The sequence below is a fragment of the Mesorhizobium sp. M1396 genome, from assembly GCF_040317725.1.
Taxonomy (GTDB): domain Bacteria; phylum Pseudomonadota; class Alphaproteobacteria; order Rhizobiales; family Rhizobiaceae; genus Mesorhizobium.
Genome location: NZ_JAMYLA010000006.1, coordinates 84061 through 96046, shown reverse-complemented (window position 1 = coordinate 96046; position 11986 = coordinate 84061). Strand labels below are relative to the sequence as shown.

The 11986-nt window shown below is 62.2% G+C and carries 16 protein-coding genes; 7 read left to right on the top strand and 9 right to left on the bottom strand.

The genetic code is table 11. The features are described 5' to 3' along the window. Window positions 1–29 precede the first annotated feature (29 nt). Window positions 30–719 carry a hypothetical protein gene (locus NKH02_RS05605; RefSeq protein WP_352867505.1) on the top strand — a complete coding sequence of 230 codons (690 nt, stop codon included), beginning with the start codon at window positions 30–32 and terminating at the stop codon, window positions 717–719. 107 nt (window positions 720–826) lie between these two features. Beyond that, window positions 827–1564 carry a dienelactone hydrolase family protein gene (locus tag NKH02_RS05600; RefSeq protein ID WP_352877007.1) on the top strand — a complete coding sequence of 246 codons (738 nt, stop codon included), beginning with the start codon at window positions 827–829 and terminating at the stop codon, window positions 1562–1564. A 106-nt stretch (window positions 1565–1670) separates the two neighbouring features. On the opposite strand, the gene NKH02_RS05595 is transcribed toward NKH02_RS05600, so the two are convergent. Next, on the bottom strand, window positions 1671–2228 hold the full coding sequence (locus NKH02_RS05595) for a DUF308 domain-containing protein (RefSeq protein WP_352877006.1): 558 nt from the start codon (window positions 2226–2228) through the stop codon (window positions 1671–1673). A 140-nt stretch (window positions 2229–2368) separates the two neighbouring features. On the opposite strand from NKH02_RS05595, the gene NKH02_RS05590 reads away from it, so the two are divergent. Continuing rightward, the gene (locus NKH02_RS05590; protein ID WP_352867510.1) at window positions 2369–2956 is read left to right on the top strand and encodes a TetR/AcrR family transcriptional regulator; all 588 of its coding nucleotides are present in this window, start codon (window positions 2369–2371) and stop codon (window positions 2954–2956) included. Window positions 2957–3142: 186 nt separating this feature from the next. After that, window positions 3143–4321 carry a BaiN/RdsA family NAD(P)/FAD-dependent oxidoreductase gene (locus NKH02_RS05585; RefSeq protein ID WP_352877004.1) on the top strand — a complete coding sequence of 393 codons (1179 nt, stop codon included), beginning with the start codon at window positions 3143–3145 and terminating at the stop codon, window positions 4319–4321. 6 nt (window positions 4322–4327) lie between these two features. Here NKH02_RS05585 and NKH02_RS05580 read toward each other — a convergent pair whose 3' ends face one another. Genes NKH02_RS05580 through NKH02_RS05555 form a run of 6 tightly spaced genes read right to left on the bottom strand, consistent with a single transcriptional unit; the run spans window position 4328 to window position 6656 of the window. After that, complete coding sequence (locus NKH02_RS05580; RefSeq protein WP_352877002.1) at window positions 4328–4735, bottom strand: DUF1801 domain-containing protein; 408 nt, start codon at window positions 4733–4735, stop codon at window positions 4328–4330. A 41-nt stretch (window positions 4736–4776) separates the two neighbouring features. Beyond that, window positions 4777–5169 carry a VOC family protein gene (locus NKH02_RS05575; protein WP_352877000.1) on the bottom strand — a complete coding sequence of 131 codons (393 nt, stop codon included), beginning with the start codon at window positions 5167–5169 and terminating at the stop codon, window positions 4777–4779. A 29-nt stretch (window positions 5170–5198) separates the two neighbouring features. Continuing rightward, entirely contained in the window at window positions 5199–5642 is a 444-nt protein-coding gene (locus NKH02_RS05570; protein WP_352867516.1) for a DUF1801 domain-containing protein, read from the bottom strand. An 11-nt stretch (window positions 5643–5653) separates the two neighbouring features. Then, on the bottom strand, window positions 5654–5875 hold the full coding sequence (locus NKH02_RS05565; protein ID WP_352876998.1) for a hypothetical protein: 222 nt from the start codon (window positions 5873–5875) through the stop codon (window positions 5654–5656). A 50-nt stretch (window positions 5876–5925) separates the two neighbouring features. Further along, a complete protein-coding gene (locus NKH02_RS05560; protein ID WP_352876996.1) occupies window positions 5926–6336 on the bottom strand; it encodes an SRPBCC family protein in 411 nt (136 codons plus the stop codon). Beyond that, window positions 6333–6656 (bottom strand): ArsR/SmtB family transcription factor, encoded by a 324-nt coding sequence (locus NKH02_RS05555; RefSeq protein ID WP_352876994.1) that lies wholly within the window; start codon window positions 6654–6656, stop codon window positions 6333–6335. Before NKH02_RS05555 ends, NKH02_RS05560 begins: the two co-directional genes overlap by 4 nt. A gap of 157 nt (window positions 6657–6813) precedes the next feature. Here NKH02_RS05555 and NKH02_RS05550 point away from each other — a divergent pair, with 157 nt between their 5' ends. The 3 genes from NKH02_RS05550 to NKH02_RS05540 all read left to right on the top strand — a co-directional run bounded on the left by NKH02_RS05550 (window position 6814) and on the right by NKH02_RS05540 (window position 9970). Then, a complete protein-coding gene (locus tag NKH02_RS05550; RefSeq protein ID WP_352876992.1) occupies window positions 6814–7374 on the top strand; it encodes an RNA polymerase sigma factor in 561 nt (186 codons plus the stop codon). A gap of 2 nt (window positions 7375–7376) precedes the next feature. Continuing rightward, window positions 7377–9488: a vWA domain-containing protein gene (locus NKH02_RS05545; RefSeq protein WP_352876990.1), complete on the top strand. Its 2112-nt coding sequence runs from the start codon at window positions 7377–7379 to the stop codon at window positions 9486–9488. 212 nt (window positions 9489–9700) lie between these two features. Beyond that, the gene (locus NKH02_RS05540) at window positions 9701–9970 is read left to right on the top strand and encodes a hypothetical protein (RefSeq protein ID WP_352876988.1); all 270 of its coding nucleotides are present in this window, start codon (window positions 9701–9703) and stop codon (window positions 9968–9970) included. 15 nt (window positions 9971–9985) lie between these two features. Here NKH02_RS05540 and bmt read toward each other — a convergent pair whose 3' ends face one another. Together bmt and NKH02_RS05530 are read right to left on the bottom strand one after the other, a co-directional pair. Further along, on the bottom strand, window positions 9986–11008 hold the full coding sequence (gene bmt, locus NKH02_RS05535; RefSeq protein WP_352876986.1) for a betaine--homocysteine S-methyltransferase: 1023 nt from the start codon (window positions 11006–11008) through the stop codon (window positions 9986–9988). Window positions 11009–11126: 118 nt separating this feature from the next. Further along, window positions 11127–11984 carry a helix-turn-helix domain-containing protein gene (locus NKH02_RS05530; protein WP_352867524.1) on the bottom strand — a complete coding sequence of 286 codons (858 nt, stop codon included), beginning with the start codon at window positions 11982–11984 and terminating at the stop codon, window positions 11127–11129. Between the last annotated feature and the right edge of the window lie 2 nt (window positions 11985–11986).

The window sequence follows — 11986 nt, the reverse complement described above, 5'->3', positions numbered from 1 at the left end:
AGCGCGTTCTCCGATCCGGTCAAGAAGGAATGATTGCGCCTGCCTGCAGCGTTGACCGCATCTCTGCGGCGCTTCTCGCCAACGGCCTTGTCCTTCGCGGCGGTTTCAATTTCGCGCCCGGCGAAGCGTCGCCAACTGGATCATCGGGCGCGCCGGCCAGAGCCGTCCTGCTGGTGGGGCAGGGGGGTGCCGCGCCCTGGCCGCATTTCCTGCGCTGGCGGGAAAAGCAACCACGGAGCATCGCCAATCCGCTCGACACGTGGTCGCGCGAAGTGATCGGTGCCGTGGCGGAGGCATTCGGGGCGCGGGCCGTTTCGCCATCGGACAAGCCCTATCTGCCGTTCCAGCAATGGGCGATGCGGGCGGAGGGGCTGAGGCCGTCACCGCTCGGCATCCTCATGCATCCGCGATACGGGCTGTGGCACGCCTATCGCGGTGCACTGCTGTTCGAGGACACGCTTCCGGTTCGCGCCGCCGAGGCAGCGCCTCACCTTTGCGATACCTGTGTCGAGAAACCATGCCTGAAATCTTGCCCAGTCTACGCCTATTCCGCGCAAGGATTTGCCTATCAGGGCTGTCTTGCGCATGTGCGGGGAACGGACGGCGAACCGTGCCGCAGCGGCGGCTGCCTCGATCGAAACGCCTGTCCCTATGGCACAACCTATCGCTATCCGCCGGAGGTCCAGGCGTTTCACATGGCGGCATTCGCGGGACTGTAAACCGACACGCAATCCTGCACGAAATGTTGACCGCCGGGTTCAGGGAACGCCTTGCCGTATCGGTTCGGCCGGATATGTATCGCGCATCTGACGAACGGAGCCGGGCGATGACGAAACAACAGCTTCACATCGAGACCAGGGATGGCGTTGCCAAGGCAGGGCTTTTCCGCTCGGCAAAGGCATCTTCGACCAAGGCCGGCGTCATTTTTTATCAGGACGCTTTCGGTCCGCGGCCGGCGCTCGACAGCATGGCCGAGCGGCTGGCGAATGAAGGTTATACGGTGCTGCTGCCGGACCTGTTCTACCGCAATGCGCCTTACGGGCCGTTCGACGCCAAGACCGCCTTCGTCGAGGAAAAGACCAAGGCGGCGCTGACGGCGCTGGTCAGCGGCACGACGCAGGAGATGACCATCAGCGACAGTGGTGCTTTCCTCGATGCTCTGGCTGCCGAGGGCGTCACCGGACCGGTCGGCACGGTCGGTTATTGCATGGGTGGCGGCCGGGCATTGAATGCCGCCGCGACCTATCCAGACAGGATAAAGGCAGCCGCGAGTTTCCATGGCGGCAATCTGGCCAGCGACGCCGCCGACAGCCCGCACCGCAAGGCAGCGTCCATCCAGGCGCGCGTTTATGTCGGCACTTCCGGTGTCGACAGAAGTTTTCCGCCGGAACAATCGGCGCGGCTGGCCGAGGCGCTCAGGGTTGCGGAAGTCGACCACGTCATCGAAAACTATGTCGGTGTGGCGCATGGCTGGTGCGTGCCAGACCACAGCGTTTTCAATGCCGCGGGCGCCGAGCGCCACTGGAAGCGATTGACGACGCTGTTCGCCGAGACACTGATCTAGGGCCGGGATTCACTGCCAGGTCACAAGGCGCCCGTCGTGGCGATACTGACCGTGCTGAAGACGGCGGCAGATGATTTTCACCTTGCCGCCGCGTATCAGGCAGCGCCTAGGTTTCTGCCTTGCGATAGGCTGCGACGACAAGCCAAATGGCGGAAAGCAGAAAGTAGAACGCGCCGAACCCAGCATAAGGGGCGATGTCTAGAATCGTCGGCGCAACAGTGCCGAGGGATAGGCTGATCATGAAGCCGCCGGCGAGGGCCGATTGCGCACCACTTAGGATCATCGCCCATTGTGCGCCATAGTAGCGCCAACGCCTTAGTCCCGTATTCAGCTGCAGCAGGCCCGAGAGGATCGCCCAAATCCCAAACACGGCCAGAACGGCATACATGCCGTTGCGGACCGCCACGATGACGGCGAGCGCCGTTATCAGGCTGACCACGACATTCAATGCTTGAGACGAGTTGGCTTTCAGGCCGCCATTTACCCTGACGTCAACCAGGTTGGCGAACGCGTCCCATGCCGGGTAGATCACGAGCAGAAACGCGGCGGGACCGGGTCGCCCGCTGAAGAGAATGGCGGCAGCAATCCAGGCGATAGAGAATATGGCGCGTCCGAAATAATAGGATCGCAACCAGTTGGGCCGGGTCGAAGATTGGCTTTGCATTGGCAGGCTCCTTGTTGTTGTCTACCTACCAGTAGGGAGGCATCCTCCCATGAGTCAACCCGGCGCTCGGACACCTCTTCGTGAGAAGCAGGAGCGATGCACATACTTGACAATCTTCCTACCAGAAGGTAGGCGAAAGTATGGAATCAAAGACTTCGACGTCCGAAAAAATTCTCGACATCGCGCAGTCGCTCATCGTCGCAGGCGGCTATAACGGGTTCAGCTATGCCGATATCTCGGCTGCGATCGGCATCAGGAAGGCGAGCATCCACCATCACTTTCCGACGAAGGCCGAACTGGTCTCGGTGCTGGTGGATCGCTACAAGCGGCAGGCTGAATCCGGTTTGGAATCTGTCCGGAAGCAGTTCTCAAGCCCTGCAGAACAACTGCGATCCTATCTGAACTACTGGCAGACATGCATTCGCGATGCCTCGCCGTCATTTTGCGTCTGCGCGATGCTCGCTGGCGAGATGCAGATGCTGCCGGAAGAGGTCGCATCGCGCATTCGTGCTCATTTCCATAACCTGGCGAGATGGCTTACGTCGGTGCTGCGGGCTGGAGTGGAGCAGGGCTTGTTCCGGTTGAACAACCGGCCGGAGGAGGAGGCCCAAATGTTGATGGCATCGGTTCATGGGGCCATGCTCTCTGCGAGGGCTTTCAGCGATCCCGGGCTGTTCACCAAAATCGTTACGCCCCAGATCACCAAACTGCTGGGACAGGATTGCTAGAGAACTGTCAGGCCAAAGTGGTCAACTGCTCAGGGTCGAAAGCCGACGTCCGGTCTTCGCTTGGTTCCTGTCCCCAAACCTCTCCGCGGCTATTCTTGCCTGTTGGCTGCCCGTCCCGTTCGCGGTATCAGGCAGCAGAAATGGCGCGGCCCCGGATGAGTGGGTCGAGCGGGAACGAATAGCCTGATGCAATTCTATGATGTCGTGATCATCGGCGCGGGTGCCGCCGGAATGATGTGCGCCGTGGAGGCGGCCAAGCGCGGCCGTTCGGTGCTGATCCTCGATCACGCGGCGATGCCGGGCGAAAAGATCCGCATCTCGGGCGGTGGCCGGTGCAACTTCACCAACATCCACGCCAGCCCGAATAATTTTCTCTCGGGCAATCCGCATTTCTGCATTTCGGCGCTCAGCCGTTACACGCAGCGCGATTTCATCGCGCTCGTCCAACGCAATCGCATCGCCTACCACGAGAAGACGCTGGGGCAATTGTTCTGCGACGGCTCCGCCCGCCAGGTCATCGACATGCTGGTCTCGGAAATGCAGGGCAGGGGCGTGGAGCTGGCCCTGTCGACCAGCGTTGCGGATGTCCGCAAAACGGCCGAGGGGTTTGTGCTCACCCTCTCCACCGGCACGGTCACTTGCCAGTCCGTTGTTGTGGCCTGCGGCGGCAAGTCGATCCCCAAGATGGGAGCGACCGGTTTCGGCTATGAGCTTGCCGAACGGTTCGGCCTAGCCATTGTCGAAACGCGGCCGGCGCTGGTGCCGCTGACATTCGACGCCAACACGCTCGAACGGCTGGCGCCGCTGGCTGGCAACGCCGTCGACGCGGAAGTCGCCTGCGGCAAGACGCGGTTTTCCGAAGCGATGCTGTTCACGCATCGCGGCGTCAGCGGACCGTCCATCCTGCAAATCTCGTCCTATTGGCGCGAGGGCGATGAAATCCGCATCGCCATGCTGCCGGGAATTGATGTGGCGGACGTTGTTCGTGCCGCCAAGCGCGACAATGGACGGCAGGCGGTGCAGACGGTGCTGGCAAATCATCTGCCGAAGCGGCTTGCCCAATCGATCACTGAACGAACCGGGATCGAGAGCAACCTCGCCGATCTCTCGGACGCCCAGATCGAGACCGTCGCCGCCGCGGTCAATGACTGGCGTATCAAGCCGGCCGGTTCAGAGGGCTACCGCACCGCCGAAGTGACGCTGGGCGGGGTCGACACCAACGGACTGGACCAGAAGACCATGCAGGCGAGATCCGTGCCGGGCCTGTTCTTCATAGGCGAAGTCGTCGATGTCACAGGTTGGCTGGGTGGCTATAATTTCCAGTGGGCATGGTCGTCGGGATGGGTGGCGGGCCAGGCTGCCTAGGACCCGTTACTTCTGCACCTTCGCCCGAGCACCCGCCCGCGCTTTCTTCTTCTTTTTGGCCCGGTTGTAGTCGATGGCGGCCCGGACAAGGTCTTTCAGGGCGCCCTCATCGAGCTTGTCGCCCTCAAGGATATCGATTGCCCGCCACACCTTGCCGCCAAAACCGTTGTTGAACAGCTTGTCGGGATCGGGCAGGCTGGCGCCGTGGAAAAAGGTGAGCTTCACCTTATCCTTGTGGGCATTGCCGACGACGATGTTCCCGTCGAGGCACCACACCGGGCTGCCCATCCACTTCCACTCCTCGACGATGTCCGGGTCGGCTGCAAGAATGGTCTTGCGGATGCCGGCGAGCGTCTCGGCGCGCCAGTCCTTGAGGCCGGCGATCAGCTGGTCGATCTGTTCGGATGGGTTCATTGGGTGCCTTCCTGTGCCTCGACGCGTTCAACCGCCGTCCTTTACCAGCGCGCCAGCTGGGTGATCTGAACGAGGTTGCCGCAGCTGTCGTTCAGCTGAGCGATGGTCGAGCCGGTTACCTCGGTCGGCGGCATGGTGAACGCGCCGCCCTTGGCCTTGATGCGCTCGTAGTCGCCCTTGATGTCGTCGGTGAAGAACATAACCGCGGGCTGCCCCTGCTTGAAGATGGCTTCCTGATAAGCCTTGGCCGCCGGGTTGTCGTTGAGGGCGAGCTGCAGCTCGGTCCCGTCAGGCTCTTCGGCCGAGGTCACGGTCAGCCAGCGATAGGGTCCATTGCTGAAATCGGCCTTCTTGGTGAAGCCGAGCACGTCGGTATAGAAGCGCAGTGCGTTCTCCTGGTTGTCCACGTGCACACTGGTCAGCTTGATCTTCATGGCTATTTCTCCTCTGTCGTATTCGGTCGCTACGGGACCCAGCCGGGCAGGGCGGCGGCCTGCTTCACCCAGTCCGCCATCCGCGCCTCGTCGAACTGGTCGTCTTCGCGGATGTCGATCCAGCGCACATCCTTGCTCTTCGCCGTGCCGCCGGGTGGGATCGGCCGCAACGACATGCCGCTGAAGAAGGTCACCTTCACGTAGTGGGTGAAGACATGAAACGTCACGAACCAGCCTTGGCCTTCGATGCCGTAGAACGGCGAATTCCATCTCACGGCCTTGCGCACGTCAGGCACGCTGCGCTGGATGAGCGCGTCGAGGCGCTCGCCGAGATCGCGCTTCCAGCCTGGCATTGCGGCGATGTATGCCTGCACGGGGGCGTCGCCGTCGCCCTTGGCGATTTGCGGGTTGCCGCCCGAGAGCAGCACCGGTGCAGCCTTGGCCTTGATGGATTGTCCCAGCGTCTTGGCCATTCTGCCCACACCTATCCGTCCGCGCGCTGCGCGTCGCGTCCCTTGGTGGCATAGGGCAGCACGAACATGTACAGGCCGCTGAACAGCAGCAAGAAGAGCGGTAACAGCGGAGAGTAGACCACCCAGGCGGGAGGCTGCCCGAATGCCATGGTGACGAAGTTGGCGATGACGGTCAGCGTAAAGATGATCGACAGCCAGCGATGAATTTGCCGAATCCACTTGTCCAATGGCACCTCCTGTCAACGGGCCGAAGCGGACCCAGCGATCCGCTTGCCGGCGGCTTTCAATCCAGCCGCGCCAGGACATCCTCCAGGGCAGCAAGGAACCTCTGCCAGCCGACGGTGGCGCCGCGGAAGTAGGGCTGCTGGTCCGACCGGAAGCCCGTCTGCTCCATGCGCAGATGGGTCCCCGTGCTCGTAGCGGTGAGCGTCCAGGTGACCACGCTCTCGAGATCCTTGGTATCCCAGGTGTAGGATAGCGTCTTGTTGGGCTCGACCGTCTGGACCCGACAGTCGACGCCGCCCCAGTCGGCGCTGAGATTGAAACGGTGGTCCACGACTGGCTTGAAGTTGTTCTTCATCAGCCACTCCTCGATCAGATGCGGTTGGGTGAGGGCGCGCCAGATCTTCTCCGGCGGATAGGGGATATCACGTTCGACGATGACGGAGCGCGTTTCGGCCGCTGTGCTGGTCATTGGTCCATTCTTTTGAGCAAATTTTCGAGGTCGTCGAACCGGCTCTGCCAGAACGCGTTCATCTGGTTCGTCCAGTCGGTTAGTGGGGAAAGTGCTGCGAGCCGGGCGCTGTAATGGGTCTGCCGTCCTTCATGGCGATCGCGCACCAGTCCGGCCTGCCTGAGAAGACCGAGATGCTTCGACACCGCGGGCTGCGAGACCCCGGATTGAGCCGTCAACGCTCCCACCGTCTGTTCGCCCTCGCGGCACAAGCGCTCGAAGATCGCACGACGCGTCGGATCGGAGAGCGTTCTGAAGAGGACATCGTGAGCGTTCGTCATTTGGGATCGATAACCCGGCGGCTATTGGTTTAACGTATAACCACCGAGATATGGATGTGTCAAGCAGGGGCGTTGATGGTCACGATCCGGCCGTTTCCGAAAAAATCTTTCCATTACCCCAAGGATTAGCCATTAGCCTTCGTCCAACAGGCAAATGATGGCGATGATGCTGGATGAGAGCGAAGCCTCCGACTCCGAACTGATCGGGCGGGCGAAGGGCGGAGACAGGGGGGCCTTCAGCACATTGCTGGAGCGCCATTACGACTTCGTCTATCGGACCGCCTATCGATGGTGCGGCAGGAAGGCGGACGCCGAAGACATCGCCCAAGAGGTCTGCGTCCGGCTCGGCAAGGCGATCCGCGACTATCGCGGCGGCGGCGCCTTCACGACATGGCTCTATTCCGTGACGATGAACGCCGCGCGAGACACGATGCGAAAGACCGCGCGTGAGGCGATCAAGACCGAGGCCTATGGCATCCATGCGCTGATCACGGGCGATGCGTCGGCCGAACCGGAAGACCCGGCCGATGCGCTTTGGGCAGCGGTTCGGCAATTGCCGGACAAGCAGTGTGATGCGGTGCTTTTGGTCTATGGCGAAGGGTTGAGCCACGCGGCCGCCGCCGAGGCGATGGCGATCTCGGAGACGACGGTTTCCTGGCACATCCATGAAGCGAAGAAACGGCTGAAGACGCTGATGCGTACGGCCGGGGAAGTGTGACCATGGTCGACGACAACGAACTCAAGAGACTGCGCGATATCGCGGCGCCGGCGCCGGGCGAGCGCGCGAAGGCCCGTGCCTTTGAAGCCGCTCTGCGCGCATACGATCAGGAAAATATTTCTGCTGTCACCCAAGGATCGGTTGGCGGGCTTCGTCTCACAGAGCGAGCACAAAAGCTCTGGAGCGAGATCATGCAAAAGAAACTCATTGCCACGCCGGCCCTTGCCGGGCTCGTCGCCCTGCCGATCGCCGGATACGCCACCTTCCATATGCTGAGGGAGCAGCCGCCTAAATTCGGCGGCGACGAGAAGATCAGCGAGACGCTGGCCGACAAGCCGGCGACCGTGAAGCCGATGACCGCCGAGCCGAAGCCGAACATCTCGGAGCTGGAGAAAGACAAGAAGGCAGACGCCGATGTGGAAAGCCGCGACGCTACCGATGCGCTTGTGGCTCCGGCTTCGCCGCCGAAATCCGAATCGACCGTTGCCGGCGGCGCGACACAGCAGAATGCACTAGGGCGTGGTGTGCCGGCCGAACCAGCACCCGCAGGAGAATTGGCGCTGGATGGCACGACCAACGCACCCAATGCCGCGCGGGTCGACCGCATGCAGAGCGCCGAATCCAAGCTGATGGTGCAACAGCAGCCTGCCACTATGCCGGCCGACCATCTGGCACCACAGGAAGAGAACCGCGACCGCGTCGAGGATTTCAAGACCAATCCGGTGCATGCCGCGCTCGAAGATCCGGTCTCGACCTTCTCGATCGATGTCGACACGGCCTCCTATTCCTTCGTGCGCGGCTCGCTGAAGCAGGGCACCCTGCCACAGGCCGACACGGTGCGCGTCGAAGAGATGATCAACTACTTCCCCTATGACTGGAAGGGTCCGGACTCGGCTTCGACGCCGTTCAACTCGACCGTCAGCGTGATACCGACGCCGTGGAACACGCACACCAGGCTGATGCACGTCGCCATCAAGGGATTTGACGTCAAGCCGGCCGAGCAGCCGAAGGCCAATCTGGTCTTCCTGATCGACGTCTCGGGCTCGATGGACGAGCCGAACAAGCTGCCGCTGCTCAAGTCGGCATTCCGGCTGCTGGTCAGCAAGCTGAAGGCGGACGACACCATCTCGATCGTCACCTATGCCGGTGATGCCGGTACGGTCCTGGAGCCGACCAAGGCGTCCGAAAAGGACAAGATTCTCAGTGCCATCGACAATTTGAGGCCAGGCGGCAGCACGGCCGGCGAGGCGGGTATCAAGGAAGCCTACAGGTTGGCGCAGAAATCCTTCGTCAAGGACGGCGTCAACCGGGTGATGCTCGCCACCGACGGCGACTTCAATGTCGGCCAAAGCGATGACGATGATCTGAAGCGGCTGATCGAGAGCGAGCGCAAGACCGGTGTCTTCCTGTCGGTGTTCGGTTTCGGCCGAGGCAATTTGAACGACCAGATGATGCAGACCATCGCCCAGAACGGCAACGGCACCGCCGCCTATATCGACACGCTGGCCGAGGCCGAGAAAGTGCTGGTCGAGGATGCTTCTTCGACGCTGTTCACCATCGCCAAGGACGTGAAGATCCAGGTCGAGTTCAACCCGAACAAGGTCTCCGAATATCGCCTGATCGGCTACGAGACCCGCGCCCTCAACCGCGAGGATTTCAACAACGACCGCGTCGATGCCGGCGATATCGGCTCGGGCCACTCGGTCACCGCGATCTACGAGATCACACCCAAGGGCGGCGGCGGGGAACAGATCGATCCGCTGCGCTATGGCCAGGCGTCGGTCAACAATGGCGGCGTCGCCAATGCGGACGAATATGCCTTCGTCAAGATCCGCTACAAGCTGCCCAACGAGGACGTCTCGAAGCTGATCACCACACCGGTGACCTCGGCCAATGAGATTTCGTCGTTTGACCAGGCCAGCACCGACCAGCGTTTCTCCGTCGCGGTCGCGGCCTTCGGCCAGAAGCTGCGCGACGAGGATGCGACCGCGAAGTTCGGTTATGACAAGATCATGGAGATCGCCACTGCCGCTCGAGGAGCCGACCCGTTTGGGTACAGGTCCGAGTTCCTCTCGCTTGTGCGCCTTGCCTCGGCGCTGGGCGGTAACCGGTAGTGGTGATGACGGCCGGTTTCTTTCAGATGGGATCGTTCTGATAGGGGAAACCGACCTACGGGCGGGTGAGGCAGGCCGGCGAGGGGTTCATTCCCTTGCCGGCCTTTTTTTTGCAATTTCCCGGGTCGTTAAATTGCGCCGCATTTCCGGTACCGGATCGCAACCCCCTCCTTGCTACACGGGACATGTCTACGGGGCTTGAGGAGCCGGAATTGCAGATCAGGACTATCGCCAACTCGATACCGCCAGCACGCGACGCCTCCGCGGTTTCATCAGCCCCATCATCCGAATCAAGGCGCATCAGCGACGATGTCGCGCAGGCGCGCGACACCGCCATGTCGGCGCTGACCAACGACCGCTTCCGCATCATGCTGGAGCAGATAACCGATCCGGTTTCATCCGGCGCGCTGATGACGATGCGCGGCGACAATGTGGTCGACTTCAAGTCGGCGCAGTCGAGCTACGCCGACAACAGCGAATAGTCGAAAACCGATGGGTCAGGCCCGGCCGCGGCGGCGCTCGCGGCGGGCTTCGCTGGTCTCGGCGGTGTTTTCCGTCGCCACCTTGTTGCGCATCGGACCGATGCGCTCGACAATCGCGGCAACAGTCGGACGATCCGCCTTGGTGTGGGCGTCGAGCGCCTTGCGCATCGCGGCAAGGTGCTGGAACGAGGTGCCGCAGCAGCCGCCGATAATCTTGGCGCCGCCATCGACGGCGAGGCGCACATAGTCGGCCATCAGTTCGGGCGTGCCGGAATAATGGATTTCGGTACCGCGGAATTCGGGAATGCCGCAATTGCCCTTGACGATAACCGTCGCCTCCGGCTTCGCTTCGGTCATGTCGAGCAGTGAGGCCAGGATATCGGAGGCGCCGACACCGCAATTGGCGCCGACACCGAGCGGTGCCTGCGAAAACCCGTCGGTGACGCCGTGGATATCCTTCGGCAGCAGGCCCATCATGGTGCGGCCGGCGGTGTCGAAGGAACCGGTGTAGGTGTAGGGGAGGCCGACGCGTATGGCAGCCTCGGCGGCGGCGCGGATCTCGTCGGGAGCCGACATCGTCTCGATCCAGGCAACTTCGGCGCCACCGGCCTTGAGGCCCTCGATCTGCTCGGCGAAGGCGTCGACCGCCTCGTCATAGGTCATGGCGCCAAGCGGCACCAGCAATTCGCCGGTCGGGCCGACCGAGCCGGCGACGATCACCTTGCGACCGGCCTTGTCGGCGACGGCGCGCGCGAGCTCGGCGGCGCGCTTGTTCAGCGCATGCGCGCGGTCCTGCGCATGGTGCAGCTTCAAGCGGTGACGGGTGCCGCCGAACGAGTTGGTGAGGATGATGTCGGCGCCGGCATCGACGAAATTCTGGTGCAGGCTGGTGATGGTGTCGGGCGCCGTCTCGTTCAGCAGCTCGGGTGCCTCACCCGCCTCCAGACCCATGGCGAACAGATTGGTGCCGGTGGCGCCATCGGCCAGCAGCACGCCCTTTTCAGTCAGCAGCGCGTCGATAGGGTTGGTGGTCGTCATCGGATTGGCTTTCATGTTTCGAATTCGAATAAGGATATAAAGAAGTCTTTATGTGTAGTCAATGAAATAGCAGTGGCGGCAGCACCCGGTCCGCCCAAAGGATCATGATCGCCGAAGCTTAAACAGTGCCTGTTGGGAACGACATGCCGGCCAATCTGTGCGCGAAGCCTGCCGCCTCGTGCGCGTTGATGTCGGCGGCGCGGATCAGATTGTCGAAATGCTGGATCAGCGTCTGGATCGGCTGGGTGGCGTTGAGCACCAGATACATGTCGCCGACATAGATGGCGGCGCGATAGGGTCCGAAGATGGTGTAGGGGATCGAATAGCGCATCCGCCCGTCATAGAGAAACAGCCGGAAGGTTGGATAGAGGTCGTCGAGCAGCGTCGCCATGTGCAGGAGCTGGGCGCGGCGGTCGGCTTCCGGGAAACGGTCCCAGACACCCAGCCCGCGTGCAAAGATCTCCAGCGTGTGGCGTGGCATGCAGACTTCCATGTCGGTTTCCGGCCGCCTGTTGTAGTCGATGCGGTATTGTGTTTCGCCTGCCTGCGCCAGGCGGCTCTTGTTGGCGATGCCCGCCTCATACTCGATCAGCGCCTCGGTGCGCAGAAGATCGGGAATGCCGGCGGGCACGTAGCGGATCTTGGTGCCGGCGGCCTCGGCATGCCATTTGGCCAGCAGCGTGCGGTCGAAGCCGTCGGGCGCTTCCTCGATCTCCAGGCTCTCGCGGATTTCGCCGGTGAGGCCCTCGTCCTGGCTGAGGCCGAGAAGCCAGTCGAGCGACACCTTGAACTCGGCGGCGATATTGAGCAGCGTTTCGGCGCGGGGCAGGCGGGTCGAGGCGCCCGACAGCAGCTGCGACAGCGCCGAGCGGTCGATGCCGACCGCCGTCGCGAAGGCCGACTGGTTGAGGTCGGAGCGTGTCAAGAGCATTTTCAGGCGCTCGCGGAAGATGGTCGATAGGTCGCGCTTATCCATAT